This window comes from Streptomyces sp. NPDC048516 (genome assembly GCF_043199875.1).
Lineage (GTDB): Bacteria > Actinomycetota > Actinomycetes > Streptomycetales > Streptomycetaceae > Streptomyces.
This window is the reverse complement of the sequence record NZ_JBICWS010000031.1, coordinates 28,723-54,546: the sequence shown is the minus strand read 5'-3', so window position 1 is coordinate 54,546 and position 25,824 is coordinate 28,723. Positions and strand designations below refer to the sequence as shown.

The 25,824-nt window shown below is 68.3% G+C and carries 26 protein-coding genes and 3 pseudogenes; 11 read left to right on the top strand and 18 right to left on the bottom strand.

The genetic code is table 11. From position 1 onward, the window contains the following. The first annotated feature begins 361 nt into the window (after positions 1 to 361). The gene (locus tag ACGFR7_RS35100) at positions 362 to 535 is read left to right on the top strand and encodes a hypothetical protein (RefSeq protein WP_393327415.1); all 174 of its coding nucleotides are present in this window, start codon (positions 362 to 364) and stop codon (positions 533 to 535) included. A 352-nt stretch (positions 536 to 887) separates the two neighbouring features. Here ACGFR7_RS35100 and ACGFR7_RS35095 read toward each other — a convergent pair whose 3' ends face one another. From ACGFR7_RS35095 to ACGFR7_RS35065, 7 genes and pseudogenes are all read right to left on the bottom strand, one after another. Continuing rightward, entirely contained in the window at positions 888 to 1,505 is a 618-nt protein-coding gene (locus ACGFR7_RS35095; RefSeq protein ID WP_393327412.1) for an ATP-binding protein, read from the bottom strand. Positions 1,506 to 1,717: 212 nt separating this feature from the next. Then, positions 1,718 to 2,454 (bottom strand): annotated as a pseudogene (locus tag ACGFR7_RS35090) (class I SAM-dependent methyltransferase). Between the two features lie 56 nt (positions 2,455 to 2,510). Further along, on the bottom strand, positions 2,511 to 3,902 hold the full coding sequence (locus tag ACGFR7_RS35085; RefSeq protein ID WP_393327423.1) for a hypothetical protein: 1,392 nt from the start codon (positions 3,900 to 3,902) through the stop codon (positions 2,511 to 2,513). Positions 3,903 to 3,904: 2 nt separating this feature from the next. After that, positions 3,905 to 4,669, bottom strand: coding sequence for a hypothetical protein (locus tag ACGFR7_RS35080; RefSeq protein WP_393327410.1), 765 nt, complete (start codon positions 4,667 to 4,669; stop codon positions 3,905 to 3,907). A gap of 40 nt (positions 4,670 to 4,709) precedes the next feature. Beyond that, on the bottom strand, positions 4,710 to 5,294 hold the full coding sequence (locus tag ACGFR7_RS35075) for a hypothetical protein (RefSeq protein WP_393327407.1): 585 nt from the start codon (positions 5,292 to 5,294) through the stop codon (positions 4,710 to 4,712). Between the two features lie 164 nt (positions 5,295 to 5,458). Beyond that, positions 5,459 to 5,758, bottom strand: coding sequence for a hypothetical protein (locus ACGFR7_RS35070; protein ID WP_393327405.1), 300 nt, complete (start codon positions 5,756 to 5,758; stop codon positions 5,459 to 5,461). 79 nt (positions 5,759 to 5,837) lie between these two features. Continuing rightward, positions 5,838 to 6,347: a nucleoside-diphosphate kinase gene (locus ACGFR7_RS35065; protein ID WP_016578924.1), complete on the bottom strand. Its 510-nt coding sequence runs from the start codon at positions 6,345 to 6,347 to the stop codon at positions 5,838 to 5,840. 401 nt (positions 6,348 to 6,748) lie between these two features. On the opposite strand from ACGFR7_RS35065, the gene ACGFR7_RS35060 reads away from it, so the two are divergent. The 3 genes from ACGFR7_RS35060 to ACGFR7_RS35050 all read left to right on the top strand — a co-directional run bounded on the left by ACGFR7_RS35060 (position 6,749) and on the right by ACGFR7_RS35050 (position 8,519). After that, the gene (locus ACGFR7_RS35060; RefSeq protein WP_052861815.1) at positions 6,749 to 7,408 is read left to right on the top strand and encodes an NUDIX hydrolase; all 660 of its coding nucleotides are present in this window, start codon (positions 6,749 to 6,751) and stop codon (positions 7,406 to 7,408) included. After that, complete coding sequence (locus ACGFR7_RS35055; protein WP_393327400.1) at positions 7,405 to 7,818, top strand: NUDIX hydrolase; 414 nt, start codon at positions 7,405 to 7,407, stop codon at positions 7,816 to 7,818. The genes ACGFR7_RS35060 and ACGFR7_RS35055 overlap by 4 nt, the downstream gene beginning before the upstream one ends. A 143-nt stretch (positions 7,819 to 7,961) precedes the next feature. After that, positions 7,962 to 8,519, top strand: coding sequence for a flavoprotein (locus tag ACGFR7_RS35050; protein ID WP_393327398.1), 558 nt, complete (start codon positions 7,962 to 7,964; stop codon positions 8,517 to 8,519). Here the strand turns inward: ACGFR7_RS35050 and ACGFR7_RS35045 are convergent. The 4 genes and pseudogenes from ACGFR7_RS35045 to ACGFR7_RS35030 all read right to left on the bottom strand — a co-directional run bounded on the left by ACGFR7_RS35045 (position 8,520) and on the right by ACGFR7_RS35030 (position 13,001). Then, positions 8,520 to 10,228: pseudogene (locus ACGFR7_RS35045) on the bottom strand (relaxase/mobilization nuclease domain-containing protein). Beyond that, positions 10,225 to 10,566 carry a plasmid mobilization relaxosome protein MobC gene (locus ACGFR7_RS35040; protein ID WP_393327395.1) on the bottom strand — a complete coding sequence of 114 codons (342 nt, stop codon included), beginning with the start codon at positions 10,564 to 10,566 and terminating at the stop codon, positions 10,225 to 10,227. Before ACGFR7_RS35040 ends, ACGFR7_RS35045 begins: the two are co-directional and overlap by 4 nt. 846 nt (positions 10,567 to 11,412) lie before the next feature. Further along, positions 11,413 to 12,111: an ATP-binding protein gene (locus ACGFR7_RS35035; protein ID WP_393327392.1), complete on the bottom strand. Its 699-nt coding sequence runs from the start codon at positions 12,109 to 12,111 to the stop codon at positions 11,413 to 11,415. Beyond that, entirely contained in the window at positions 12,108 to 13,001 is an 894-nt protein-coding gene (locus tag ACGFR7_RS35030; RefSeq protein WP_393327420.1) for a hypothetical protein, read from the bottom strand. The genes ACGFR7_RS35035 and ACGFR7_RS35030 overlap by 4 nt, the downstream gene beginning before the upstream one ends. 260 nt (positions 13,002 to 13,261) lie before the next feature. Between ACGFR7_RS35030 and ACGFR7_RS35025 the strand changes: the two genes are divergently transcribed. The 3 genes from ACGFR7_RS35025 (at position 13,262) to ACGFR7_RS35015 (ending at position 15,571) form a co-directional block, all read left to right on the top strand. Beyond that, positions 13,262 to 13,546: a helix-turn-helix domain-containing protein gene (locus ACGFR7_RS35025; RefSeq protein ID WP_393327389.1), complete on the top strand. Its 285-nt coding sequence runs from the start codon at positions 13,262 to 13,264 to the stop codon at positions 13,544 to 13,546. A 421-nt stretch (positions 13,547 to 13,967) separates the two neighbouring features. Further along, positions 13,968 to 14,270 (top strand): helix-turn-helix transcriptional regulator, encoded by a 303-nt coding sequence (locus tag ACGFR7_RS35020; RefSeq protein WP_393327387.1) that lies wholly within the window; start codon positions 13,968 to 13,970, stop codon positions 14,268 to 14,270. A 128-nt stretch (positions 14,271 to 14,398) separates the two neighbouring features. Next, positions 14,399 to 15,571 (top strand): tyrosine-type recombinase/integrase, encoded by a 1,173-nt coding sequence (locus ACGFR7_RS35015; protein ID WP_393327385.1) that lies wholly within the window; start codon positions 14,399 to 14,401, stop codon positions 15,569 to 15,571. Between the two features lie 121 nt (positions 15,572 to 15,692). Here ACGFR7_RS35015 and ACGFR7_RS35010 read toward each other — a convergent pair whose 3' ends face one another. Beyond that, complete coding sequence (locus ACGFR7_RS35010; RefSeq protein ID WP_393327382.1) at positions 15,693 to 17,222, bottom strand: helix-turn-helix domain-containing protein; 1,530 nt, start codon at positions 17,220 to 17,222, stop codon at positions 15,693 to 15,695. A 97-nt stretch (positions 17,223 to 17,319) separates the two neighbouring features. On the opposite strand from ACGFR7_RS35010, the gene ACGFR7_RS35005 reads away from it, so the two are divergent. Both ACGFR7_RS35005 and ACGFR7_RS35000 read left to right on the top strand, forming a co-directional pair. After that, positions 17,320 to 18,330 (top strand): DUF1648 domain-containing protein, encoded by a 1,011-nt coding sequence (locus ACGFR7_RS35005; protein ID WP_393327380.1) that lies wholly within the window; start codon positions 17,320 to 17,322, stop codon positions 18,328 to 18,330. Between the two features lies 1 nt (position 18,331). Then, positions 18,332 to 18,691, top strand: a complete 360-nt coding sequence (locus ACGFR7_RS35000) for a GntR family transcriptional regulator (protein WP_328383791.1) — start codon at positions 18,332 to 18,334, stop codon at positions 18,689 to 18,691. 186 nt (positions 18,692 to 18,877) lie between these two features. Here the strand turns inward: ACGFR7_RS35000 and sigJ are convergent, their stop codons facing one another. Together sigJ and ACGFR7_RS34990 are read right to left on the bottom strand one after the other, a co-directional pair. Continuing rightward, complete coding sequence (gene sigJ, locus ACGFR7_RS34995; protein ID WP_393327377.1) at positions 18,878 to 19,762, bottom strand: RNA polymerase sigma factor SigJ; 885 nt, start codon at positions 19,760 to 19,762, stop codon at positions 18,878 to 18,880. 285 nt (positions 19,763 to 20,047) lie between these two features. Beyond that, positions 20,048 to 20,221 (bottom strand): annotated as a pseudogene (locus tag ACGFR7_RS34990) (DUF4232 domain-containing protein); the annotation flags it as partial. Between the two features lie 337 nt (positions 20,222 to 20,558). On the opposite strand from ACGFR7_RS34990, the gene ACGFR7_RS34985 reads away from it, so the two are divergent. Beyond that, positions 20,559 to 21,281 (top strand): dienelactone hydrolase family protein, encoded by a 723-nt coding sequence (locus ACGFR7_RS34985; RefSeq protein WP_393327374.1) that lies wholly within the window; start codon positions 20,559 to 20,561, stop codon positions 21,279 to 21,281. 395 nt (positions 21,282 to 21,676) lie between these two features. Here the strand turns inward: ACGFR7_RS34985 and ACGFR7_RS34980 are convergent, their stop codons facing one another. Together ACGFR7_RS34980 and ACGFR7_RS34975 are read right to left on the bottom strand one after the other, a co-directional pair. After that, positions 21,677 to 22,579, bottom strand: coding sequence for an aminoglycoside phosphotransferase family protein (locus ACGFR7_RS34980; protein ID WP_393327373.1), 903 nt, complete (start codon positions 22,577 to 22,579; stop codon positions 21,677 to 21,679). Between the two features lie 350 nt (positions 22,580 to 22,929). After that, on the bottom strand, positions 22,930 to 23,859 hold the full coding sequence (locus ACGFR7_RS34975) for an NADP-dependent oxidoreductase (RefSeq protein ID WP_393327370.1): 930 nt from the start codon (positions 23,857 to 23,859) through the stop codon (positions 22,930 to 22,932). Between the two features lie 87 nt (positions 23,860 to 23,946). On the opposite strand from ACGFR7_RS34975, the gene ACGFR7_RS34970 reads away from it, so the two are divergent. Continuing rightward, positions 23,947 to 24,327 (top strand): winged helix-turn-helix transcriptional regulator, encoded by a 381-nt coding sequence (locus tag ACGFR7_RS34970; RefSeq protein ID WP_393327367.1) that lies wholly within the window; start codon positions 23,947 to 23,949, stop codon positions 24,325 to 24,327. Between the two features lie 383 nt (positions 24,328 to 24,710). On the opposite strand, the gene ACGFR7_RS34965 is transcribed toward ACGFR7_RS34970, so the two are convergent. Both ACGFR7_RS34965 and ACGFR7_RS34960 read right to left on the bottom strand, forming a co-directional pair. Next, the gene (locus ACGFR7_RS34965) at positions 24,711 to 25,061 is read right to left on the bottom strand and encodes a hypothetical protein (RefSeq protein ID WP_393327364.1); all 351 of its coding nucleotides are present in this window, start codon (positions 25,059 to 25,061) and stop codon (positions 24,711 to 24,713) included. A 127-nt stretch (positions 25,062 to 25,188) separates the two neighbouring features. After that, positions 25,189 to 25,824, bottom strand: a complete 636-nt coding sequence (locus ACGFR7_RS34960; RefSeq protein WP_393327361.1) for a hypothetical protein — start codon at positions 25,822 to 25,824, stop codon at positions 25,189 to 25,191.

Below are 25,824 nucleotides of genomic sequence, written 5' to 3'. Positions count from 1 at the left end.
TCCTCCGGCTCGCACGCCAACGCATCAGCGTCCTGTTCGCCATGCTCCGCGACGGCACCTTCTACGAACCCCGAACGCCCAAGGACATCGAGCTCACCGCATAACCCCAGCAACCACAAACCACCGCAAACCCGACCCAGACGCCTTGACGAAAGACATAGAGGCACCCCCCGAACAGGGCGCCATGATGACGCTGACCGAAGGCTTTGCTGAAGCACCGGGCGCTACGTCGGTCATCTTGCTCCCCGGCCGGTTGGTGACTGCGGGACAAGCTGCTGGTTCGTACGCCCATGGCGTTCCCGTACGGGTGATGGCACGGCAGAAACCCCGTTTGGGGACCCGGCTTTCATAGCGTGCTGGAGTGACGGTCGAGTACGAGAGCCATGGGTTGCCTCTGGACGCGTATCAGCTTTCGCCGGCTGATCGCCGTCGTCAGGGGGCGGCCGAGGACATAGCCGCGTGGGTGGAGCGGCAGGCCGCCAAGTCCCCTCCCTTGTCTGCGGAGCAGTTCCGCCAGGTGCAGGAGCTTTTTTGATAGCCATACGGCACCACCCGCTTGCGAGTACATTAGATGGCGCGTGCGTCTCTACTGCGGGCATATTCAAGAGGGTCGAACGGCACTGCCGCGAAACCCGCCCCGATGTGGGTATGCAAGATGAATGCTGCTCGGAGTGCGGCAAGAACCCTGCAGTGGTCGTGGCTTTTGAGGTGCTCGGGCCAGCGGCTGAGCCGCCGAATGCGCCGCGGGCGAAGTCTCGGAATGCGGTGTCACGGCGTGGCAGCGCAGGTCGCCGCACGAAGGCCGAACTGGAGGCGGAGAATTCCGCGCTCCGTGCCGAAGTCGAGCGTCTCCGCCGCACAGCGGGTGGCTAGCTTGTCCCGTGGGCTCACCGATCCGCTGCCTCCTGATCACGGACCTGCGGCCGCTGCTCATTACCAGGCCGCAGGGCTGAGAGTCTGCGCGGAACGGCCCGCGCATGGCGCCCATGACCAGTACGGCTTCCTGCGCGTACGGTCGTCAGGGGCTGGCGGGCTGCGCCCAAACGCCGGGCGATAGCTCGGGCGGCCCGTCGGGGGCGGAGAATGAGCCGTTGACGGGTGACCCGCTGCGGAGGCATGGCGATCTCCGCCCAGACGCATTTGCCGCAGGTGGTGTGCTCGGCCCCGTGGCAGAGGGACAGGCGGTCGATCAGTGCCATACCGCGCCCGGACTCGTCCTCCGAATCCGCCCAGTGCGGAACAGGGAGGACGAGCGAACCGTCGTAGACCTCGACGAGGATTCGCCGTCGGCTGAGGTTGGCGGACACCGTGATGGTGAGCACCGTGCCGGTGCCGTGCCGCACCGCGTTGGTGACCAGTTCCGAGGTGATGACGGTCAGTGCGGTATCGGAGGACTCGTCGAGGCGGAGCCCCCACTCTTTCACCAGATCCTGGAGACGGTGACGGCTGATCGGCACCGAGGTCGGATCGCGGACCAGAAGGAAGCTTTGGCTATGGCAGCGCATGACAGAGACCCTTCGACGGTTCTTCAGACCGGGGCTTGAGGCGAGGGGAGCCCCTGAGCGGCAGGCCGACGTGATCACGGGGGATGCCGCCCTCAGCGGGGCCGGCTGTGCGTGGGTGGGCGCCGCATGCCGACCGTTGCCGGTACGACAGCACGCAGGGGGAGTGCGGCCGGGGAAGTCGCTATCCGGGCGGTCAGTGGTCTACGTCGTCGCTACTTCGTGGCGACGACGTAGACGCTTCCCCAGCGACGCTTCGGATTGGCGATCTTGGTGTCGAAGGTCCACGGCTCTACGGTGGCGAAGCCCGCTTCGGTGAAGAGCTGGACGAGCTTCTCGTAGTCGTAGGCCCAGAGATGCGGGGTGTACTTGGGGTCGTCGTCCTGGTCGCGGAAGACGAGGTTGACGAGGTCGAGCCGGGTGTTGATGTCGTTGCGGCAGTCGCGCCTGGCATACCAGCGCTCGACCATCTCGTCGGCGGGGTTCAGCGGCCCGGGGTACTGGCTGAGAGCGAAGGCGGCGTCGGGGACGCCGGTGATGATCTTGCCGCCCGGTGTGAGTGCGCGGTGAGCCTCGCGGACGTAGTTCTTGGCGGAGCGGGGGTAGTCGATGTGCTCCAGGAAGTGCTCGGAAAGATCAGCTCGACGGTGTCGTCGTGCAGAGGGATGCCTTCGCGGACATCCCAGAGCAGGTCGGCCGGCGGGACGGCGTCGATGTTGAAGAAGTCCTCGATGCGGTGAGTTCCGCCGCCGATCTGGACCTTGGTGGGCTTTTGGTCGATGCGGCTGTCGGGCCAGACCCGTCGGCTGGCGTGGTGGTTACGGTGGAGTTCGATCTCCCAGGCCGCTGTGCGGAGTGATCGGGCCAGGCCGTGGGTGGTGGAGGGCGCGCTCAGTACGGCGTCGATCTGCTCGCCGAGGAGGTCGACGGAGGGCATGCCGAAGTAGCTCATGGCGGGGCTCCTGGGAAGAAGAGGCAGCAGAGCAGCTGCTGGTGAAGGTGCAGTGGTTACGCGGCGCTGGGCGCCGGGGCGGTCCACTGGTTGTTGCGCATGAGGGTGTACTTGATGTCCACCAACCGCGGGGCGATGGTCAAGGAGAGCTGCTCGGCCGGGTGGAGGTGGCCGGCGTCGTCCTGTTCGGCGCGCCAGACGCGGTAGTCGAGGTTGGGGTAGGCGGGGTTGATGCCGATCTCGCCCTTGGGCATCGTGCCGTTGAACGGGGTGACGATGTCCATGTGGTTCCAGTAGTTCCAGGCTTGCAGGGCCTTGTACTGGTCGAAGTAGAAGTAGAAGTCGGGGTAGCGGCCGAAGGTGCGCAGTTCCCGGTGGATGAGGTGGCCCAGCAGGGGGCCGAGCTGGGTGGAGAGGGCGTCGAATTCCCAGCGCTTGTGATGCCAGGCTTCCGGGGCCTCCCCAGGGGCGAAGAGCCGGGCAGCGATGATGTGGCTGATTCGTTCGACCAGGTAGTCGGCCGCGTGGTTGATCTCGATGGTCGGGTCGACCTGGTGGATGAGCTCGGCCAGCCGGCCGGGCCTGGGGCGGAACCTCGCGAGGTCGAACTTGCCGGCCATGTCCGGGTAGGAGGCGAAGAGCATCTCCTTGTACAGCCAGTTGTTCAGCTCTCCGATGTCGGCCAGGCGTCGCGTGTGCTGCGAGGTCGAGTGGAGCATCAGGTACTCCGCCAGCGCCTCGAAGTACAGGTAGCCGAGGATCGGTAATCGAGGGATGGTCTCGTCGAGGAGGCCGAGAAAGGGCCTGGGGGCGATGTGCGTGCCTCGGTAGGCCACGGCCGCCGCGGTGGCGAGGAAGGCGGCAGAGTTCTTCACCCTGGCTACGACGGTCTCGCGTAAGCGGTGGCGCTCGCCCTTGCTCAGCAGGTATTCGAGGTGGCAGTAGATCCGTAAGTGGATGAGGCCCAGCCGGAGGTAGTCCACTCCCGCCAGGCCCTGGTACGCCTGCGGTGGGGTGTTGATCTCGAAGATCAGTGGGGTGGGTACGCGGTCGGTGACGCCGAGCTTGGCCAGGAAGGCCGGCGCCTCCTTGGTCAGGACGTACGCAGCCAGATTGTGCATCCGCAGGCCCCGGTCCGTAGCCGTGAGCGGGGCGCAGTAGACGCTCCCGACGAGGCAGCCGCCGGACGGGTAGAGGACTCCTTGCTCGTTGATCTGTTCAAGGGCGTGGGTGACGTGGAGGAGGTGCAGTCTGCTGTTGCCGTTGAGGGCGTCGAAGAGGGAGTTCTGGCGCAGCAGGCACCCGTTCGGTGTGGCGGCGAGACGCTCGTCCCAGGCTGCCGACTGCTGGGCCAGCGGGTCGTTTGTGTCGGCAGCGCTGGGGATGAGGGTGGTGTCGTAGAAGGCGTGGGCGTCGGCCCAGAGGTGGTAGGCGTCGAGGAAGTCCATGGTCACGCCAGCTCCTTCTCTGCGAGCGCGTACAGGACGGCCGCCGGGCTGTGGGCACCGGCAAGGTGGGCCTTCTCGGAGATGCTCACGAGGTCGAAAGCGAGGCTGCGGAACGTGTCGAAGGCGGGCTCTTTGACGTGCTGGGCGTTCGGCCACCACCTGGTCTTCGGCAGGCGGTACCGGTCCAGGGCATCGGCGGCCTTCACCACGTCGCAGATGATCTGGCTCCGCAGATAGTCGGCCTGGTCGTCAGGGCTGAATGCGCCGTAGGGCACGTCGTGCAGTCGTATGGCGGTGGCGGCCCTTGTGACACGGCGTGGTGTGGCCGTGAGGTCGAAGCGGCCCCAGACGGTGTCCGCGTTGGCGGCGAGCCATATCGCCGCGCGTTCCCCGTGTCCGCGGTCGTCCTTGTCGTGATGGCGCTGGCAGTCGTGGACGGCGGCGGCAACGATGGCGGTGGTGGTGTCGGCGTCGTCCAAGCCGTTCGCTTCGGCGAGGATGGCGGCCAGTGCTGCGGTGCGCATGGCGTGCCGAACGCCGTGGATCGAGTCGTACAGCCGAGGCTCGGTCATCCAGTCGCGTGGTAGCCCGGTCCGCCGCAGGAGGTACTGCGCGATCGGCCGAAGGGCCGGTTGTGGTGAGGGCTGGAGGTCAGGCCGATTGGCGGTGATCCAGTCGATGGTGGCCCGGTCCATGTACTGGTGGAGTGGTAGCTGCCCTCGGGCAGCCAGGTCGATCAGGCTTGCGGTCGTTGGGGTCGTGCTCATCAGTGCCCACCCCCTCGGTGGTCTCCGCGATGACGTGCTTCTACCGGATGGGCGCGGCCTGCCGCTCGCGCTCCTTGCGTTCCTTCTCAGCGGCTTCGAAGGCGGCGGTGAACTCGGCCAGCTCCTGCTCGGTCATCAGGGTGACGCCCAGCTCATTGGCGACGTCCGGAATCTTGGCGGCTGCCTCGGCACGAGCGGCGTCGGGGGCGTCGTCGTCCAGCAGGACCTCGAATTCGGCGTGGTAACCCCATGCCTCGCTCCACTTGACCGCGATCTCGACACCGTCGAAGCGGAAGTTGTGCCGAAGATTGGACGCCTCGTGCATCGCTCCCTCGAACCCGAGAGCGTTGAACACCTTCACCGCGGCGCCCACGTCGGCCGGGGCGATGGCGAACTCCGTCTCTGCGAATGCGACGCCCTGGCCGATCTTGCTTCCCTTGAGGGTGATCTTGGCAGTGCCGACAGCCGTGTTGTCGGTGACCTTCAGCAACTGGTCCGGCAGCACGTAGAAGTAGATGTGCTTGTCGTCGGGCCCCAGGTCCTCGCCGTCCCTCCGCAGACGGCCGACGAGCTGGTCACGGGTCTCCTTGCCGAAGCGGGCACGCATCTCGATCTCGATGGGCATGGGCGTATCGCCTCCTGAATCAGGCATGACGGAGCCAGCCGGACCGGCGCCAAGGAGGTGGGTCGCCGGTTCGGACGGCTGCTGCTTCTTCGGTTGTGGGTCAGGGGCGGGGCGGTGCGGCCGTCACTCGGCCCGGCTCACCACCCCGCCGGATGGATCACTGGTCAGTCCAGGCCGCCGAAGCGTTCCCGGACTACGCCCTCGTGCAGGTAGGTGGGGAGCTGAACACCGCCCACCGAGGTGCGGCTGGTGGCCACCTGCTCTTCGGTGTCGCTGGGGAAGCCCTCCAGGAGTCGCAGGCACTGCTGCACCCACTCACGGGACTTGGGCCGGTCTCCCAGGTCGCGGTGGCGTACGGCCAGGGCGTATGCGGTCTCGGTGGCGGCCCACCGGTCTGTCGTCAGTTCGCGCTGGAAGACGGACTCCAGCTCCTCGGCGGAGGCCAGGCGGGTCTGGATGGTCATGGTTTCCCCTCTGAAGTTCGGTCGTGCACTGGTGGTGCTCAACGCATCGGCGTCCCCGCGGTGACGCTGTAACCCGCCGCTAGTAGGTGTAGATCTCCGCAAGGGTCTTGTAGTCGTGCAGCTCGTCCTTGTCGAACCACAGCTCAAGCTCCTGCTGCGCTTCCTCCTTGTTGCCGGAGGCGTGCACGAGGTTGGCCACGGCCTTGCCCGAGGCGATGCTGCCCGCGGCGCTGTAGTGCGAGAAGTCGCCTCGGACCGTCCCCGCCGGCGCCTGGTTCGGGTACGTGCTGCCGACGATCTTCCGCACCGTGGCGATGGCGTCGAACCCTTCCAGCACCAGCGCGATGACCGGCCCCTGCTGCATGAACGTCGACGTGACGCGATAGACCTCCGACCCCAGCCGCTCCTCCAGATCGAAGTAGTGGCGCCGGGTGAACTCCTCGTCCATCGACTTCATCTTGGTGCCGACGATCTTCAGTGCGGCTTCCTCGAAACGGGTGATGATCCTTCCCGCCAGGCCACGCACGAGCGCATCGGGCTTGAGCAGGACGAGCGTGCGCTCAACGGGGTGTGCCTGATCCTCAGCCATGGAGTCCCTTTCGCTTATATGCATGAAAATTGACGACTGATCAGTCGCCAGATAGCTGAGGTTACCGGCGTCTACTCGCTCGACCGGACGCTCGGACCACCCCTCGAATGGCGGGCACCGGAAGGCGGAGCGATAGGGCTGAAATCAGGGATCTGTTTCAGCCAAGTTCGTTGGCCTGACTACCCGTTGGGGGCGCTCACCTAGACTCTCCCTTTGGTCGCTCGGTGCTCTTGGGCGCAGTCGGATTGGCCGCTCAGGGCGATTCCTGCGGCTCACTCCGCCCTGGTGACCATCATTCTTCCGAGTCACCTACGGGACGGCCATGAACCGCCAATGCAGCCGGAGTGCACCTTCAGTGCGCGACTTCCTGCACTGAGGACGGTGGCGAAGGAGGGGGAGACGTGGATGTGATCGAACTCTGGAATGGCCGTCACGCCTGCCTGCTGCAGTCCGCCCTGCGCCTTACCAATGAACAGTTCGCGGCCCGGCTCGGCATCGCGGTACGGACCGTGGCGGCCTGGCACTCCGACCCGGCCGTAGTGCCGCGCAAGGAGATGCAACAACTCCTCGACACCGTCCACGAGAAGGCCCCGCCAACAGCACGACAGCGGTTCGCGCTCCTGGTCTCCGCTGAACGCGGCTCATCCGCACCGGGCCCAGCAGGTGCGCAGGCCCTGCGCGTCGCGATCGCCGTGGTCATACGTGACAGCGAGGTGCTGCTCGTCTGCCGGCGAGACGATGACGCAACGGGCCTCAGCTGGCAGTTCCCGGCAGGCGTGATCAAACCAGGCGCCAGGGCCGAGACAGCGACCGTGCGAGAAACGCTGGACGAGACCGGTGTGCATTGCGCGATCCGGCAACATCTCGGAAACCGGCTTCACCCGGTGACCGGCGTCCAGTGCGAATACTTCCTGTGCGAGTACCTCGCGGGCCAGGCCACCAACTCCGATGCCGTCGAGAACATCGACGTGATGTGGGTTCCCAGAAACGCGGTGACCCGTTTCATCCCCGTCGATACGATCTTCCCACCCGTGCTTGCCGTCCTGGAGGAGCAGACGTGACGCAGCAGACCGCCGATGAGCGACCCGGCATTGCAGCGGCCATCATCGTGCACGAGGGACGCGTTCTGATGGTCCGGCGCCGGATCAGCGAGGGGAAGCTCTCCTGGCAGTTCCCGGCTGGAGAAGTCGAGCCCGGCGAAACCCGCGAGGACGCCGCCGTGCGGGAGACCAAGGAGGAGACCGGACTGAACGTCTCCGCCGTCGAGCTGCTGGGCGAGCGAGTCCACCCGGCAACGGGCAGGCTGATGTCCTATACCGCCTGCGAAGTGCGCAGCGGAACCGCGCATGTCGCGGATACCGAGGAACTGGCCGAGCTTGCCTGGGTGGCCCACGGACAGATCCCCGACTACGTCCCGTACGGACTGTTCGGGCCGGTGCAGGTGTACCTGGATTCAGCTCTCGCCAGCTAGTCGGCGACCCTACGTTGTCTCCTGCGTACGGCCTGAGAGGCGACACAGGAAAGCCGGATGTCCTCCTTCGGGACGAGCGGGAAGGACATCAGCAGCGCCGTGTCTGAACTGCATGACTTCTGCCAACAGCTTGGACTCCCCGCGTGAGCGATCAGCCTGAACAGCAGACCAAGAAGCGGTTCCTGTACGTCGTCGTGTGCGCGGCAGGAATCGCCGGTGACGTTGGCAAGCTGATCACGGCTGCCCAGGAAGCGCACTGGGACGTCGGCGTCATTGCCACCCCACAGGGACTCGGCTTCATCGACGCCAACGCCGTGGTGGCCCAGACCGGCTACCCCATCCGCTCGGCCTGGCGCTCACCCGGCGACCCCCGCCCCCTGCCGCCCGCCGACGCCATCGCAGTTGCTCCAGCCACGTTCAACACGATCAACAAGTGGGCGGCAGGTATGTCCGACACCCTGGCCGTAGGCATCCTGTGCGAGGCGTACGGCTTCGGTCTCCCCACCGCGGTCCTGCCGTACCTGAACTCGGCCCAGGCTGCTCACCCCGCGTACCGGCAGAGCTTGGACCGGCTGCGCGAGATGGGCGTCCTGATCGGTGGGGCCGAGCCTCATCGACCGAAAGCCGGCGGTGGGGCCGACCGCTTCCGGTGGGAGGAGGCGCTGGAGCTGCTCACACCGGCGGTGTCGGGGCGGGCGTGATCAACCGTGTCGCGGTCGGGGCGTCAACAGGCGGACGGCTGCCGCTGCGGCAGGAGCCGTAGCGGGGCTGCTACGCGGACGCTGCGGCCGGGGCGCGGGCGGGGTGATGTAGCCGAGGTGGTGCAGCCGCCAGACCAGGACGTCGCTGATCGACTCGGCACTGTCGAGTTCGCGGGGTGCGGCGGCTTGGGTCAGCAGAGCGGCGGTGTCATGACCGGCGCGCTCGGCCTGGTCGAGGACAGCAGTCAGCGCGTCCCGGCCAGGCTCGGCTTGGAGACGGGCGGCGAGGTGGGGGAGAGCAGTGCGGATCGTGGCGGCGTGGCGACTCCGGGCCGAGGCGGGCAGACGTTGTCCGTAGGCACGCATGGCGGTCAGCGGACCGGCGGCGGTTGCTTGGTAAGCGGTGCGTAGGCGGTCTGCGGCTGCTGAGCGGCCTCGGCCTGTTGGGCATGGCCGCGGGCGGCGTGCCAGCGGGCAGCGGCGATGACGGCCAGGATCATGACGTCGAGGACCAGGGCGGTGGCGGCACCGTCCTGACCGTGGCCGAGGGCGGGCCCAGAGTGGACGATTTGGTTGGCTGCGCGGCGCAAGGCGTACATCTCCTCGTTCTTGGCGCGGATGTGGGAGCGAGTGGCACGCTCGAAGTACCGAGCGGCTTCTCGCAGTTCTGCCTGTGTGGGGCCGAGCGAGGTTTGGGCGAGGGCGTCGAGGACCTCGCCGACTCCAATCAGCTGGGCGGCTGCCGCACTGTCGTCGTCGGACGACATCGACGCCAGGGCCGAGTCAGTGGCCTCGGCGGCGACGTGGCGGGCGCGGACCGGTGCCGAGGCTCCGCTGCGTCCCAAGATCGCAGGAGGCTCGGGCATGTCCGTCGTGGCCGCGAATCGCTTTCGGATCCTGGGCAGGGACAGGTCCGGGGCGAGCTTGGAGCCGGAGAACCAGACCGGCTCGTTGTCTTTGTTGCGGTCGCCGACCTTGGCGACCGAGTAGCCGAGCACATCGCCGGAGGGCGCGATCCGCTTCTTGACGCGTACGCCCTCTGCGGCGAGTCGGTCGAAGAACTCGGCCTCATTCATCGCCCCGGCCAGAGCCCGATGGACGCGTTCACGAAGGAGTTCGCGTGAGGTGGTGTCCTGACCGCGACGTTTGGCCTTGTGGCGTTCGGCGCTGGTGGGGCGTTTGGCGGCGGTGCCGTCCCCTGGAGCGATGCGGCGGAGGTCGTAGTCGGCCTCGATGCGGCGAGCCTCGGTCTGGGCGCGGCGGGCTCCGTTGTGGAGGCGCGGGCGGCGGCCGTCGTCGCGGACGAGGGTGGCGATGATGTGGATGTGGTCGTCGGCGTGACGGACGGCCGCCCACCGGCAGGCTTGCTCGTCGCCTTCGGGGGCGATGCCGGTGGCGGCGACCGTGCGGCGGGCGATGGCGGCCCAGTCTTCGTCGGACAGCACCGGGTCCTCGGGGCTGGCCCGCACGGAGATGTGCCACACGTGCTTGTCGGGGCGACGGTTCTTGGTCAGGGCGTTGACGGGCTGGTCGAGCAGGCGCTGCAGCTGCTCATAGGTGGCGCTGAGGTCGCGGCCGGGGTCGGGGGTGAGCGGGTCGAAGGCGGCGACCAGGTGCGGGTCGATGTGCTCCTCGTGGGTGCCGGGGCCGTAGAGGTAGCGGATCAGGCCGATCGTTTCGCTGCCGCGCTTGTGGATGCTGGGGATCACGCCGACTCGCCGCCGTCGCGGTGGGTGAGGAAGGCATCGGCGGCATTGTCCATGCGGCGGGCCGCGTCGTGGACCGCCTTGGCGGTGGCGTCGAGGTGAAATGCGTCGGTGCCGGAGTTGAGGGCCTTGGCGACCTGGTTGAAGAGGCCGTGGATGCGGCCCAGGTGCCGGCGGGCGGCGAAGATTTCGTCGAGGACTTCCCGTTCGGTGGCGATCTCGGCTGCGGTGCGGGTCAGGTCGCGGGCAGCCTTGTCGACGGCGTAGGCGAGGAAGGCGGCGTTGGTCATCTTGCAGTGGGCGGCTGCGGTGGTGAAGCGCGCGTACTCGGGCTCGTTCATGCGGCAGCTGGGCTGGCGCAGGCGCTTGAGCGGCTTCGGCTGACGGGTGCGCTGACGCTTCGGCGAGAGGGCCTCGGGCCGCCGTTCCCCTCCAGTTTGCGGTCCGCCCTCGGCCGCAGCTTGCCGGTCCGGTGCCTCCTGGTGCCGGTCCGCTCCCGCCACCTCCGGGGCGGGAACTCCGGGAGCATTGCTCCCGGGACAACTTGCTGCGTCTGAGGCCGGGGTGGCGGTTTCCGCGCTGGGGTCGGTGGGGCCTTCGGGGGTGCGACTGGTGCATGGGGTCTCTCTGGGCGGTGGGGCACGTGGGGGTTCGGGCTATGAGTGCACGGTGGTTGCGTGCAGGAGGGCTCGTTCGGATTGGGGGAGGGCGCGGTCGTCTTCTGGTTTGGGATGGGGATGGGGACCGGTCCCCGCAGCTCATGGCGTTTGGGGACCGCGCGTTTGGCGGTTGGTTTCCTCGTCCGGGCGAGGACGGGAAGCGGCGGTGCCGCGATGGTCCCCGCCCCCGGTGCACGTCTCCGGCTCCTTGTTTCGGGGACCGGGCCCGGGGGCCGCGCGAGCGGTGGCCTGCGTCTTTGCTGGGACCGGTCCCCGCATCTGCTGTGTCCGATGGGGACCGGTCCCCGAAGCGTCCGGGGACCGGTCCCAACTTTCGACCGGGACCGGTCCCGGTTCGTGGCGGGACCGGTCCCCGACGGAGTGTCAGGGGGACCGTCCGAGGCGGGGACCGCGAGCGGGACCGGTCCCTTTCGAGTCCCCGCTCGGTCCCCTGCGTTGGTGGTGCACGGTCCTGAACCGTCTGGGGCTTCCGGTCCCTTGTGTGGTGGGGACTGGTCCCCGGGACCGTCAGTTTTGGGACTGGCGCCTGCGGTCGGGGCCGGTGAGGATGACGCGTTCGGTCATCTCGACGAGGCGGGAGGCGATGCGGTCTCCGAGGGCGGTGCGGAGGGCGTCGGTGGGGAGGTTGGTGGTGATGAGTGTGGGGCGCATGTGCTCGTACCGGTGGTTGATGAGCCGGTAGGTGAGCTCCTCGGTCCACTCGCTGTTCTTGGCCGCGCCGAGGTCGTCGAGGAGCAGCAGCGGGCAGCGGGCGAGGGTCTGCAGGTCGCGTTCGGCGTCGTGGCCGGAGCGGGGGCGCAGGCGGGCGTACAGGTCGGCAGCGGTGACTGCCTCCCAGCGCAGCCGCACTCCGGAGGCGAGCAGGGTGCGGACGGCGCCGTATGCCTGGTGGGTCTTGCCGGTGCCGGTGGGGCCGACGATCAGCAGGGACGGGCCTTCGGCGATGCCCGGTGCGCCGCTGGGGCCGGGACGCCCAGCGGCGGCGATTGCCTTGGTCCAGGCGGTGACCTGCCGGTGGTCGCCCAGGGCGTGGCGGTATCGGGCGGGGATGCGGGCATCGGCCAGCTCCAGGGCCGTGACCGGCTCGCTCGGCGGCTCCTGCGTGCTTGCTGCCTCGGGGTCGATGCCGCGTGCGGTGAGGATGGCGCCGAGCCGCTCGGCGAGCGGGCCGATGCGGTCCGGGGCGTGGGCGAGGGTGGCGGTCACAGGTCACCCCCGTAGGCGGCGGCGACGTCGGCCGGATTCGTCCACGACCGGTGGGCGGCGCCGGATGAGGTCGGGGCGGCGTTCATAGCCTCGTGGACGAGGCTGGGCAGGGTGCTGGGGTGCAGGCCCTTGGCTCGGTGACGGTCAAGACCCGCACGTATGTGTGCCGGGTCGATGCCCTCGTCGAGGAGCTTTTTGACTTCGCTGCCGAGGTGTCCGAGCACACCCGCAGGCGGTCGGTGGCTGCAGGCGGCCGCGTACTCGCCTATGAGGTCCTTCGCCGAGACGGTCTGGGGTGCGGGGGCGCTCGCGCCCCCCAACGGGGTAGTTCCTAGATCCCTGTTCCTAGATCCTAGATCCGGACCGTGAGCACTCGTCGAGGGCTCCGTGAGGCATCCCTGCATTGGCGATGAGGGCTCACTGAATAGGTTCTGACCTGCGGATTCGTCGCTCATCGCGTCCTGCGTGACACCTCCGGGTGCCGGCGCGGAGGGCTCAGTGAGGGGTGTGTGCGTCGGCGGTGAGGGCTCACGCGGAATGCCCTGATCGTGGTGGGGGCAGGCAGGGTGGCGTACCCCGCTGGGACGGTTGACCTTCTGGTGCTGGGCGAAGGTGACGACGTGTAGGTACTGCTTGCCGTTGGCGCCTTGGTAACGGCAGATCAGCTCGGCGGTATGGAGCTGGGCGAGGTCGTCTTCGACGCCCAGAGCGCCGTGTTCGGGGCGCAGGGACCACAACAGGCCGGCGATGACGGCGGGCTGGTCGCGGAACCGGCCGTGGTCGTCTGCCTGGGTGAGCAAGCCGAAGAACGTCCGCTCGGCGGACAGGGAGACCGCCGCGAGGGACTCCGAGTGGAACGCCTCGGGCTTGATGGTGCGGATACGGGCGATGTCGATCGACCACCTTCGTCGCAGATCGGGGGCAGGGAATTCGGCGGTGCCGGGGGCATGGACAAGACAGCCACACCAGGGGCGTAAAAGTCCAGAGTTGGTTCTAGAACTCTGTACTACTTCCGGGCTGGTCGAAAAACAGTAGACGCGGACCTCCGGTTGCCGAAATCGGCCCTTCGAAATCTCCGACGGTCGGCACATCGCTCACGGCAGACGGGAAAGGGTTCCCGTCGCCGGAGAACGCAAGCTACAACACATCCATGCCACCGCGTTCCCTTGAAATCGGCCCCGCAGGAAAGACCGCCGCTCGGGCCATCGTGCGCGCCCGCACCGCCCGCGGCTACTCCCAGCGTCAGCTCGCCGCCCGCGTCCACGCCCTCGGCCGGCCCATGACCGCCACCGCGCTCTCCCGCATCGAACGCACCGTCCGACGCTGCGACATCAACGACCTCGTCGCCATCGCTACCGAGCTCGGAGCCGCCCCGCACACCCTCCTCGCCAGCTCTCCGCGAGACCGGGGCCATGCGGAGCGGGCGGAAACATAGCCGACGATCGCCGGTTGGCCAAACCGGCGATGCTCCGCATCATTGAATATCCCGGCACCCCGTCGTGCCTTCTTTCGGTAATCCGCTCTATCCGTGCGAGGAAACCCTTTGCCCCGACCCCTCATAAGCCCTGCCCGAAACCCCATCGACAACGAGGAAGCGGGGTGCTGATGAATGGCTCCAGCCGCTCGCGCGAAAAAATGACCGTGGACGAACTCTGCGCCGAGCTTCAGGTCTCCCGGTCAGCTCTCCATGACTGGCACTAAAAGGGTCAGGCGCCCAGCTGGGTGAATCTTCCAAAACGCCATTCTGCGTATCCTCCGCAATCATCTGGAGAACCGGCCCACCGATTGCCAGTGCCGCGCATGACGAACCGGTCCTTCAAGGTCCGCTCCCTCCCGTACCTCACAGAGAACCTCCTATGCCTGCCCGATCTTTGCGTGCCCCCACAGCTTCCCCGGGCGCCCTACACACGGCCTTCCTGACCGTGAAGGACGCCGCCGAGTACCTCGGCCTCTCACCCCACACCCTCTACGTCTGGCGCCACCGTCGACAGGGACCTCCGAGCTTCCGCATGGGTCCACGAGGCCGCGTGATGTACCGACTGGAAGCCCTCGATGCCTGGGTCCGCGAGCAGGAGCAGGCCGACTCGCGCTCAAACGAGGCTCTCAACCCGCTGAACGCTCCTCGTCAGGAACGGTCCACCCGCCTCACCAGCGCCTGACGCTCCAAGCGCCGTAGAACGCCGTCTCCATCCTCTACATCAAGGAGTTCCACCTGACCGGCTACATAGAAGACCGGTGGCTCAAGAAGCGCCCCAACCCGACGACCGGCAAGCGCGAACGCACGACCATGTACGGCAAGTGCACCCGCTACCGCGTCAAGGGCATCCCCGGCGTCAAGGACCGTTCCTTCGACGTACTCCAGGACGCCAAGACCTGGCTCGCCCAGGCTCAGACCGACGCACGTCGGGGCGAGTTCGTCGATCCACGCGATGGAGCCATCTCCCTCAAGGACTACATCGCGACTCACTGGTGGCCCACCCAGGGTGGCGACCCGTCCACCCTCGAACGCATCGAGCAACGGGTCCGCCGGCACATCGTCCCGCACCTCGGTGCCCTGCCGCTCAACAGCGTCGGTACCGAGGCGCTGCGGAGTTGGAAGAAGCGACTCGAGAAGGACCTGGGCCCCACCTCCATTCGTCTCGTCTGGGCCACGCTGTCTGGTGTTCTCCAGGCTGCGGTCGAAGACCGACGCCTCGCACGTAACCCGTGCCGTGCGAGCACAGTTCGCCCTCCGGCGGCTGCACCGGGCCGGGTCGAGGCATGGTCGCCCGAGCGCGTGCTGGCCGTACGCGCAGCTATCCCGGACCGCTATCGCGTGCTTGTCGAGATTGGTGCTGGACTCGGCCTGCGTCAGGGAGAGGCGTTCGGCCTGTCGATGGAGGACATCGACTTCGACGCGGAGATCGTCCATGTCCGGCGCCAGGTCAAGATGGTGCGGACGAAGCTCTGCTTCGCGCTTCCCAAGGGGCGCAAGGTACGCGAGGTGCCCCTGCCTTCAAGCGTGGCCAAGGCGCTGCGGCAGCATGTGGAGTTCCTCGCACCCGTGCCGGTCACCATGCCGTGGGACGATCCGCGCCCGCCGCAGACCCCGGTAGAAGCCAAGCACCGTCGGCCCAGGACGTACAACCTTCTGGTGACGGGCCGAGAGAATAAGGCGATCAATCGGAACTACTTCAACTCCTACGTCTGGAAGCCCGCCCTGGCCGAGGCCGGCGTGATCGCCGCGCTGGAGGAGAGCGCACCGGACGGATCCCGAGCCTGGGAGCCCTCCCGGGAGCACGGTTATCACGCCCTGCGTCACTTCTACGCCTCCGAGCAGTTGGAGGCCGGCGAGTCGGTCGTCTCCCTGGCCAGGTGGCTCGGCCACTCTGACCCCGGCTTCACGCTCCGGAAGTACGCGCATTTTCTGCCCCGCGCCGGTGCGCGCGGCGGCGCCGCCATCGACGCGGTCTTCGCGTAGCCGCAAGCCGACCGGCAGAAGCTCGGTCCTGGCGCAAAGTCCCAGAGAAGTCCCAGAGTGCCGCCGCATCCCCTCCTGGCCCATCCACGCAGGTCAGAAAGAGTGCGGCGGCATCCGTGGTTCAGATGTCCCGGAAGATCTCGATCTGCGCCCCGATCGAGTTGAGGCGTTCGGCCAGGTCCTCGTAACCCCGGTTGATGACATAGACGTTGCGCAGGACGGAGGTGCCCTCGGCGGCCATCATGGCCAGGAGGACGACGACGGCCGGGCGCAGGGCCGGGGGGCACATCATTTCCGAGGAGCGCCAGCGGGTCGGGCCGTCCACCAGGACCCGGTGCGGGTCGAGCAGTTTGACCTGGGCGCCGAGGCGGTTGAGGTCGGTGAGGTAGATGGCGCGGTTGTCGTAGACCCAGTCGTGGATGAGGGTCTGCCCCTGGGCGCTGGCCGCGATGGCCGCGAAGAAGGGGACGTTGTCGATGTTGAGGCCCGGGAAGGGCATCGGGTGGATCTTGTCCAGCGGGGCCTGGAGCTTGGAGGGGCGGACCGTCAGATCGATCAGCCGGGTGCGGCCGTTGTCGGCGGCGTACTCCGCGCTGCGCTCGTGGTCCAGGCCCATCTCCTCCAGGACCGCCAGTTCGATCTCCAGGAACTCGACCGGGACCCGCCGGATGGTCAGCTCCGACTCGGTGACCACTGCCGCCGCCAGCAGGCTCATTGCCTCGACCGGGTCCTCGGACGGCGCGAAGTCCACATCGCGTTCGATGTGCGCGGCGCCGTGGACGGTCAGCGTGGTGGTGCCGATTCCGTCGACCCGGACGCCCAACTCCTCCAGGAAGAAGCAGAGATCCTGGACCATGTAGTTGGACGAGGCGTTGCGGATGACGGTGACGCCGTCGTGCCGGGCGGCGGCCAGCAGCGCGTTCTCCGTGACGGTGTCGCCGCGCTCGGTCAGGACGATCGCGCGCTTGGGGGCGACGCTGCGGTCCACCTCGGCGATGTAGGTGCCGTCGGTCGCGGTGATCTCCAGGCCGAAGTGGCGCAGTGCCGTCATGTGAGGCGTGACGGTACGGGTGCCGAGGTCGCAACCGCCCGCGTACGGCAGCTTGAAGTGGTCCATGCGGTGCAGCAGCGGGCCGAGGAACATGATGACGCTGCGAGTGCGGCGGGCCGCCTCGGTGTCCATCGAGTCGAGGTCGAGCTCCGTGGGCGGGACGATCTCCAGGTCGTTGCCGTCGTTGATCCACCGGGTCCGTACGCCGATGCTGCCCAGCACTTCGAGGATGCGGTAGACCTCCTCGATACGGGCCACCCGGCGCAGAGTGGTGCGGCCGGCGTTCAGCAGCGTGGCGCACAGCAGCGCCACACAGGCGTTCTTGCTCGTCTTGACATCGATGCTGCCGGACAGCCGGCGGCCGCCGACCACCCGCAGATGCATCGGCCCGGCATAACCGAGCGAGACGATTTCACTGTCGAGTGCTTCGCCGATACGGGCGATCATCTCAAGGCTGATGTTCTGATTCCCGCGCTCGATGCGGTTGACCGCGCTCTGGCTGGTGCCGAGAGCTTCGGCGAGCTGCGTCTGTGTCCAGCCACGGTGCTGCCGGGCGTCACGGATGAGCCTGCCGATACGTACGAGGTAGTCGTCTGCCATGGCGTGACCGTATCTCAGATATGAGATGGGTGTGCAATTGTCGATGGCCTGGTTGTTCTACTACTATGCGAACAACTGAGAGGTGGTCGCCACGCCCATGAAGAGTGCCCCGCGTTCTTCCTCGCCCTCAAAGCCCCGTCCGTGGGCCCTGATTACCGTCCTGCCGTTCATCGCTGCCGCCGCGGCCATCGCCGCCGTCTACTTCTCGATCTCCGCCCGTTTGCCCGAGCCGCTGGCCACCCATTTCGGTGATGGCGGCACCAAGGCCGACGGTTTCACCTCCGCCCGCGCCTTCCTGACGCTCACGCTCACACTGCTGCTCGTCTTCGGTGCCGTCCTCGGCCTCCTCGTGCGACTGCCGGAGCCTTCAGAGGGGACGCCCTGGCTGATCGCCGGCGGCTATGCCCTCGCGGCCGCCATCGGTTATCTCACCTGCCTGACTCTGTTCGGCAACGCCGGCGTCACGGATACCTCGACGGTCCGGCTGCCGCTGTGGGAGCTGGCCGCAGCACTCGCCGTCGCTCTGCTCGCCGGCGCGCTGGGACGCCTGCTGGCGGGCCCGGTGCCCCTGCCGTCCGACCGGGCAGCGGGCCGGACGGCGGGCCAGGCGCCCCGGCTCGACCTCCCGGCGGGTATGTCGGCGGGCTGGTCACGCACCATCAGCTCGCCACCGATCGTCGTGCTCGGCGTCCTGCTGCTCGGCGCCGGGCTCTTCTTCCTCGTGGTCGCCGAGTGGCTGACGGGCATCAGCCTGTTCATCGGCGCGATCGCGGTCCTGCCCTGTGCCGCCGCGCGGGTCACCGTCGACCACCGTGGTCTGACCGTCTCGTCGACCGTGCTGCCGCCGCCCCTCCGCATCCGGCACCTCCCCCTCGACCGCATCACGGAGGCCACCAGCCGTCCGATAGGCGCCTTCCAGGAGTTCGGCGGCTGGGGCTATCGCATCCGGGCCGGCGGCAGCGGCCTCGTACTGCGCTCGGGCGAGGGCATCGTGGCACGGCTGAACAATGGCAAGGAGTTCGTGGTGACGGTCGATGATGCCGCTACCGCCGTTGCCCTGCTCAATACGTACCTGGACCGCGCGCGCTCGCGGAAGAAGGGAGACTGAGGTGCTCTTCCGTGTGGACCCCGGCTCGCCCGTCCCGCTCGGCGACCAGATCGCGGCCTCGGTCCGCGGCGCCATCGCCGACGGCACGGTGGACGCCGGGGAGCGGCTGCCGGCCGCCCGTGCCCTCGCCGTGTCGCTCGGCGTGAACGTCCATACCGTGCTGCGCGGCTATCAGCGCCTCAAGGAAGAGGGCCTGATCGAACTCCGGCGCGGCCGCGGTGCCGTGGTCACCGGCGCGGCATCGCCGGCCCGCGCCCGCCTCGGTGAGACCGCCCAGCGGCTGATCGCCGAGGCCCGCAACCTGGGACTCTCCGATGAGGAGATCGTGACGGTGGTCCGTACGGGGCTGTCGGGGTCCTGAGGCGGGCCGGTGGCCGGGGAAGTCCGGGGCCAAGGCCGGGCGCAAGCCCGGTGACGTGGCCGCGTCGCCAGCCGCTGGCCGCCAGCCGCCAGCCGCCAGCCGCCAGCCGCCAGCCGTCAGCGGCCAGCCGCCAGCCGCCAGCGGCCAGCCGCCAGCCGCCAGCCGTCAGCCGTCAGCCGTCAGTCGTCAGTCGTCGAGGACCGTCAGATCCAGCCGGCTCAGCCGGGTGAGGTCGGCGAGGATGTTGATCTCGATGATTTTCCCGTGCGCGACCGTGAAGCCCATGACGGAGAACGGTCGGCCGCCCTGTGTCGTGACGAGCCCCGGCGCGCCGTTGACCAGCGCCGGCCGGGAGAACGCGGCGAACCGGGAGAAGGTGAGCGCCCGCTCGACCACCGCGCGCGCTCCGCGGACCAGCGTCGATACGCCCTCGGGCGCGTCACCGGCGTCGGCGCGCAGCACGACGTCCGGATCGAGCACCGCGAGCAGCGCCTCGAAGTCGCCCCCGCGCGAGGCGGCGAGGAAGGCGTCGACCACTTCCCGCTGGCGGGCGAGATCGGTGTCGGGGGCCGGGGCGGTGCCCTGGACGCGGCGCCGGGCGCGGCTGGCGAGCTGCCGGGCGGCCGCGGGGGTGCGGTCGACGAGTGGCGCGATCTCGTCGAAGGGCACCGCGAACATGTCGTGCAGGACGAAGGCCAGCCGCTCGGCGGGGGTGAGGGCTTCCAGCACGACGAGCAGCGCCAGCCCGACCGAGTCGGCGAGCAGCGCCTCGTGTTCCGGGTCGACGGTGTCCAGGCGGTCCACGATCGGCTCGGGGACATGGACCTCCAACGGGTCCTCACGCCGCGCCTTGCGCGTCCGCAGCTGGTCCAGGCACACCCGCCCGACGACCGTCGTCAGCCAGCCGCCCAGGTTCTCCACACCGTCCGCACCGGACCGGCTCAGCCGCAGCCAGGCTTCCTGGACGGCGTCGTCGGCCTCGCTCACCGAGCCGAGCATGCGGTAGGCCACGGCCCGCAGATGACTCCGGTTCTCCTCGAACCGCTCCGCCAGCCACTCGTGGTCGTTCATGGGCCTCATTCCTCCCCCGTCGAGTTCCGTCACAGTAATGACGGAGGTCACGGGCCGGATGTGACACGCGCGAGCGGGAGGACGGCGGGCAGGCCCGCCCCTGGGCCCTGCCCCTGTGGCCCGCGCCCCAGCGGCAGGGCACCAAGGGCCGCTGGACGCGGACGTCGGCGGGACCGCTCTGACCGCGCCTGGCCGGTTCCGGCCGGTTCCCGTGCACCGTGCCCGGCCGGTTCCCGTTGGGCCGTGCCCGGCCTGTCCAGGGAAGCCCGGAGGCTGTCCGGTTGGTTACCGCCCGACCGGGTTGAGGTAGGTGGCCGGGTGGGTGGCGCCGTCCTGCTTGAGGATCTGGCCGCCGAAGGGCCACTTCAGGGTGGAGTGCTCCGTCTCGTTCGGCGGGGTGACCAGGAACTTCGCCGGAACGAACTTCTCCTTCTGCGGCGTGGACCCGGCCACCCGGAGCCGTGACCTCGTTCGGGGGCCGGGCCCGGCGCAGCGGGTCCGAAAAGGAGCCCAGGACGCGCCCGGCCCCTCACGGACGCCTGTGGCGGCGGCATCGTCGCCGGTGTACCCGGCCCGGACCGGCCTGCAGGCGAGTGGTTGCGTGGCATCCGCCGGAGCCTCCGCAAAACCCGTTGGCGGGCCACGGCGACCACTGCTACGTTCCCGGAGGCCGTGCGAAAGAAACGAGGAGGTGGTACCCGTGAACGCAGTATCGACATGGGTGCTCCCCTCCGGGGTCACGGTCGGGCGATAGGTCGTCCGGGAGTGCCGTTCAGTACTCCCGAAAGGCACGACCATGCACTTCACTTCCGAACAGCGCCTCGACGACGGCGTCCTCGAACGCGAATTCACCCTCGGCGAGATCCCCGGCACCCTGTGGACGCCTGAATCCGCCGCACCGGCCCCGCTGATCCTTATGGCCCACAACAATGGCCTGCCCAAGCGGGAACCCCGGCTGGTGGCCCGTGCCCGGCACTCCGCGGCGTACGGCTACGCGGTGGCCTCCATCGACGCCTCCGGGTGCGGTGACCGGCCCCGTTCCGCCGCCGACGAGCAGGCCCGCGCCGACCTCCGCCGGGCGATGCGGGCCGGCGAGCCGGTCGACGAGATCTTCGAATCCTTCATCGGCCCGCTGGTCGAAAAGGCGGTCCCGGAATGGCGGACCACCCTGGACGCCCTCCTTTCGCTGCCCGGGATCGGCGGCCCCGTCGGGTACTCGGGGTGGACCGCCGTCGGCATTCGGCTGGCGGTGGTCGAGCCGCGCATCGCGGCCGCCGGCTTCTTCGCCGGGGGTTACGTGCCCCGCGCCCAACGCGAGGAGGCCCGGCAGATCACCATTCCGCTGCTGTTCCTGCTGCAGTGGGACGACGAAGGGAACCCCCGCCGGCGGGCCCTGGACCTGTTCGACGCCTTCGGCACCGAGCAGAAGACGCTGCACGCCAATCCGGGCGGGCACACCGGCACCCCGTGGTTCGAGGTGGAGGACGGGGACCGGTTCTTCGGCCGGCACCTGAAGTGAGGCCCGGCCGCCGGGCCGGCAGCGGCCGGTAGGCGCTGTCGGCCAGGGTGCCGCTCATCGAGGACGGGTTCCGGCCCTCCTCGATGAGCGGTGGCCGGCAGCCGCACAACCGCCCCGACCGCGGCGGTCCCGGCCATCGGCGGTGCCGGCCGGTCGGGGCGGCGCGAGGGCATGGACGCCTGGGTTTGGTGCCACATGCCTCGATGGAATGACAGGGCGAACGGCTTCACAGTCCGCGGACGACACCGGCGATCTCTCGCAGCGAAGGCTGAGTGTTCTCACCGAAGGCTGAGCACCGAGTCGCGCGAAACCGAACGGACGGGGGCCGAGCAGAGCCTCGCGAGTCGCGGGAGGCTGCGGATAGGCCGGAGAACATGGTGAGCGGCGCTCCGTGTCTACTTCAGATCGCCCCTCAGGACACGATCGAGCGCTGCCCGGCCTGCGGGTCCCCATGCCGGCTTGCCGCCGGGAAGGCCCCGGTCTCCGTTCTGGCCCATCAGCATGAGGAACAGGCTTTTCAGGGCAGCCAGTCCGCGGGCGCGCCGGATCGTCGCCGCGTCAGCATGCGCGTACACGTCGAAGAATCGCGAGGCGGCGCCCGCGGGAAGGACCACCCATGCGGCCGCAAGATCCCAAGCCGGATCGCCGGCGAACATGTCACCGAAGTCGATCACGCCCGAGAGCGTCCCGTCCGAGACGACGACATTTGCGGGATGAAGGTCACCGTGCACCCACACCGGCGGGCCCTCCCACTCGGGGGCCGCTACGGCATCGTCCCAGACGGCCCGGACCTCGTCGGCGATGCTGCCCGGGACAACGGCTGGAAAGAAGTGGTCGAAGCCGTCCGTGCACTTCTTGGGGTGAGCGCCGCGGTCCGAACTGGTCGGCGCCTCGGCGGGCGCCTCCAGATGGAGCGCCCTGAGGAAGCCCGCCAGAGTGTCGGCCGCGTGGTCACCGCGGCTGATCGAGGTGTAGTCCAGCGGCTCGCCGGAAACCCACGTCATGACGGTCCAGGGCTTCGGGAAGCGCGCGGACGGTTCCCCGATCCGCACAGGGTTCGGGACCGGGAGCGGCAGGCGCGGGGCCAGGACGGGCAGCCATCGGCACTCCTTGCGCTGGAGATCCGGGGCACGTTCTGTACGCGGCATCCGCACGGCCAGCTCGTCCCCGAGGCGCCACTGCTGGTTGTCCCATCCGCCCGCCACTTCGTGGATTGGCAGCCCCGCAAGGTCTGGATGCTGCTCCTGCAGCAGGTCGTGGACCAGGTCCGCAGTGGTCTCGATCTCGGAGTCGGTCATGCGAAGCCACAGTACCGGGGCAGGCGGAGCGGCTCTCGCTCTCGCCGAAGAAGTCCAGATCGCAGCCGCCGGGAACGGGATCCCCCACGGACTCCCCGGACAGTCGCTCAACCTTCGTTGAGAAAACCCGGCGGTCACCGATCTTCGCTGACAACGCTCAACCCTCGCTGCGACAGGTCGGACACCTGTCCTGTCTCAACGAAGCTAGTCCTCCGGATGACGGTGACCTGCGTGGACTGAGTTGGATGAGCCAGGTCGACTCGGTTCGTCGAGTCGAAGGGGCCGGAGCCGACCCACGGGACTCAGAGGAAATCTCAGTGGAGACCGCTCACGCGAGGCCCGCTGAGGGATCAGACGGTGAGGACGAGCTTGCCTTGGAGGTGACCGCCGTCGAGCATCCGGTGTGCGTCGGCTACGCGCTCGAATGGGAACGTCTCCTGCACGTGGACCCGGAGCTTGCCCTGTTCGACGAGTTCGACGAGACCTCGCAGGGCGACCGGATCGGGATCGACCGCGATGCCGCTGAAACGCATGCCGGCCGCCCGGTAGTTGGCGGCGAGTTCCGCATCGCCTTCGGCGACCGCCGTCACCAGGTGACCACCCGGGCGGAGCACTTCGAGGGAGCGCTCGACGGTATCGCCGCCGATCGTGTCGAGCACGACGTCGATGTCGCGGACCGTCTCGGTGAAGTCGACCGCCGTGTAGTCGATCACCTCATCGGCGCCGCATCCCTCGACGAACTTCCGCTTGCTCCCGCCGGCGGTCGTGATCACGTGCGCGCCGAGCGCCTTCGCAATCTGGATCGCGACGTGGCCGACCCCGCCACCACCACCGTGGACCAGGACGCGGTCGCCCTCGGTCACGTCGCCGAGGTCGACGAGGCCCTGCCACGCCGTCAGCCCCACGACCGGCAGCGCCGACGCCTCGACGTATGAGAGCGACGCCGGCTTGTGTGCCAGGTGCAGCGCCGGAGCCGACACGACCTCGGCGTACGCACTCGCCGCCCGCGGGAACAGCGGCATCCCGAACACCTCGTCGCCGGGCCTGAACCGCCACGTCTGCGGCGCCTGATCGACCACTCCGCTGAGGTCCCAGCCGAGGATGAACGGCGGCCGGCCGATCAGCGGGAACTCACCGGCGCGCAGGCGCGCCTCCAGCGGGTTCAGCCCGATTGCCTTGACGCGGACGAGAACCTCGGTCGGAAGGGGCTGAGGCTCGGGCGCGTCCACGATGGTGAGCACCTCGGGACCGCCGAGCGCCTGCTGAGTGATGACTCGCATGACTCTCCTGCTCAGGAAGGGGGAGAACCCAGGCTATGAACCTGATAGGAACCAGCAGGTGCCATAGGCGCAGGTACCTTTGGCACCATGAGCGGTTTCGTTCCCGGTGATCCCTTTCTCGCCGACTGTCCGGCGCGTCTGGCGGTCGAGCTCATCGCCGACAAGTGGACCGTGGTCGTCCTCTACGGCCTCAGCAAGGGCCCGGTGCGCCACGGCGAGTTGGTCGAGCTGATCGGCGGCATCTCCCGCAAGATGCTCACCCAGACGCTCCGACGGCTCGAGGCACACGGACTCATCCGCCGCCGCGCCTACGCCGAGGTACCGCCCCGCGTCGAGTACGATCTCACCCCGCTCGGAATGACGCTGATCGATCCGATCCACATGCTGACCGAGTGGGCGAGGGCGAACGGCGACGCAGTGCTCGAAGCGCTCGACGCCGACCCCGAGCCGGTCGCCCACAGCGACTGAGGCTCCGCTCGGGACGGCCCCTCCAAAACCACCCCAGCCGGTACAGCCATCCAGCACCCCCGGACAGAACACCTGGCGCCCTCAGCCGCGCGACGAGGTTCGCTGAGACAGAAGGACGAACGACTCGATTCGTTGAGAAACGACTCTGTCCTTTGACAGCGAAGTTAGTCGGCTGGAGTGCGCTGACCTGCCTCGACTGGTTTGGTGGCAAACGATCACTTGAGGCGGGTTGTCCTGTCTCGCGTGATCTGACCAGCGGGCAGAGCCGTGTCCTGCGGCGACCGGACCGGCACCGATTTTTGCTGCCTGGCTTCCACCGGGGCGTGGGTCGAGGGGCCTGCCAAGGTCAGCCAGGGCTCAGAGCGTGATCCGTCGGACCGACCTCACAACCAGCGCTGGGCTGCTTCGACGCTGTCTCCGACGCTGGTGTTGAACGCGATGGCGGCCTGGGGAGCGTGTCGGCGGATCAGGTTCACGATCTGTTCGAAGAGCGGAAGCAGTGGCTCAGTCTTGCGGATACCGCCCCCGACGACGATCACGTCCCATGGACGTTGGGCTAAGGACGCCACGAGTGTGGACTCAGCCGACTCGTCGAACACGACCAGGGCCATGGCAGCGTCGATGCCATGCTCGCCAAACCGTGCCAGCTCCTTGTCCAGGGAGGCGCGCAGGGCCTCCCCATCGACGCCGGGTATCGCTTGCGGATCGTAACCAACCACGAGTACGGAAGACATGTTGTCAACCTACTGGACGTATCCCGAGCTTGATCCAGCGGACAGGCCCTGATGAGGCGGCCGACCGAGGGTGAGGCAGCCTTCGCGAGGCACCGAAACGATCTTATGGATCAGGTCACTTGGCGCATCAGGCGAATCGGACCTGACGGGACCGGAAGTAGACGTTGATGGAGGAGTAGGACACGGAGATGTCGTGGTCGTCCATGAGGCGGGCCCAGACCTCTCTGAGGTCGAGGTGTTCGGCGAGCATGGCGTCGATCAGGGCTCGTGTGGAGTCGTTGATCGCGGGGGCGGGCCGTCTGGCCGCGCGTCTCTTCCTGGGGCCGCTTCTGGACTTGTAGGTGCTCGGTGCTGGCATCTCCAGGACGGTGCGGATGGTCCGGGATGGGAGATTGTGGTGTCTGGACAGGTCACGGATGGTTGCGGTCCCGGACTGAGCGGTCTCGCGGATGCGAAGTGCCAAGTCCGGGCGGTCGGCCAGAGGGACAGTGCGGGGATAGCGGACGTTCGGCTTGTTGCGTCGTCGCGGCGACGCAACATCAGCCAGGGCTTGTTGCAGTGTGCGCTCGGGGTAGCCGGAGACCACCGCGAGGCGCGAGAGGCTGGGCTTGCCGAACCAGAGCGGGGGGCCGCTGATGAACCGGTGCAGGTAGCTGGGCTTGAGGTGGTTGGCGCGGGCCAGGCGGCGGATGTAGGAGTCGGTTGTCTCGCCGAGCCGTGGTGAGGCTTTGACGGGAAGCCGGGCGAGGCGGTCTGACGACAT

Bases quoted from the DNA above. Each gene is read 5' to 3' on its own strand.
- ACGFR7_RS35095 (WP_393327412.1), bottom strand. From the start codon at position 1,505: ATGCGCTGCCATAGCCAAAGCTTCCTTCTGGTCCGCGATCCGACCTCG.
- ACGFR7_RS35085 (WP_393327423.1), bottom strand. From the start codon at position 3,902: ATGGACTTCCTCGACGCCTACCACCTCTGGGCCGACGCCCACGCCTTC.
- ACGFR7_RS35080 (WP_393327410.1), bottom strand. From the start codon at position 4,669: ATGAGCACGACCCCAACGACCGCAAGCCTGATCGACCTGGCTGCCCGA.
- ACGFR7_RS35075 (WP_393327407.1), bottom strand. From the start codon at position 5,294: ATGCCCATCGAGATCGAGATGCGTGCCCGCTTCGGCAAGGAGACCCGT.
- ACGFR7_RS35070 (WP_393327405.1), bottom strand. From the start codon at position 5,758: ATGACCATCCAGACCCGCCTGGCCTCCGCCGAGGAGCTGGAGTCCGTC.
- ACGFR7_RS35065 (WP_016578924.1), bottom strand. From the start codon at position 6,347: ATGGCTGAGGATCAGGCACACCCCGTTGAGCGCACGCTCGTCCTGCTC.
- ACGFR7_RS35040 (WP_393327395.1), bottom strand. From the start codon at position 10,566: ATGAACGAGCCCGAGTACGCGCGCTTCACCACCGCAGCCGCCCACTGC.
- ACGFR7_RS35025 (WP_393327389.1), top strand. From the start codon at position 13,262: ATGCCACCGCGTTCCCTTGAAATCGGCCCCGCAGGAAAGACCGCCGCT.
- ACGFR7_RS35020 (WP_393327387.1), top strand. From the start codon at position 13,968: ATGCCTGCCCGATCTTTGCGTGCCCCCACAGCTTCCCCGGGCGCCCTA.
- ACGFR7_RS35015 (WP_393327385.1), top strand. From the start codon at position 14,399: ATGTACGGCAAGTGCACCCGCTACCGCGTCAAGGGCATCCCCGGCGTC.
- ACGFR7_RS35010 (WP_393327382.1), bottom strand. From the start codon at position 17,222: ATGGCAGACGACTACCTCGTACGTATCGGCAGGCTCATCCGTGACGCC.
- ACGFR7_RS35005 (WP_393327380.1), top strand. From the start codon at position 17,320: ATGAAGAGTGCCCCGCGTTCTTCCTCGCCCTCAAAGCCCCGTCCGTGG.
- sigJ (WP_393327377.1), bottom strand. From the start codon at position 19,762: ATGAACGACCACGAGTGGCTGGCGGAGCGGTTCGAGGAGAACCGGAGT.
- ACGFR7_RS34985 (WP_393327374.1), top strand. From the start codon at position 20,559: ATGCACTTCACTTCCGAACAGCGCCTCGACGACGGCGTCCTCGAACGC.
- ACGFR7_RS34980 (WP_393327373.1), bottom strand. From the start codon at position 22,579: ATGACCGACTCCGAGATCGAGACCACTGCGGACCTGGTCCACGACCTG.
- ACGFR7_RS34975 (WP_393327370.1), bottom strand. From the start codon at position 23,859: ATGCGAGTCATCACTCAGCAGGCGCTCGGCGGTCCCGAGGTGCTCACC.
- ACGFR7_RS34970 (WP_393327367.1), top strand. From the start codon at position 23,947: ATGAGCGGTTTCGTTCCCGGTGATCCCTTTCTCGCCGACTGTCCGGCG.
- ACGFR7_RS34965 (WP_393327364.1), bottom strand. From the start codon at position 25,061: ATGTCTTCCGTACTCGTGGTTGGTTACGATCCGCAAGCGATACCCGGC.
- ACGFR7_RS34960 (WP_393327361.1), bottom strand. From the start codon at position 25,824: ATGTCGTCAGACCGCCTCGCCCGGCTTCCCGTCAAAGCCTCACCACGG.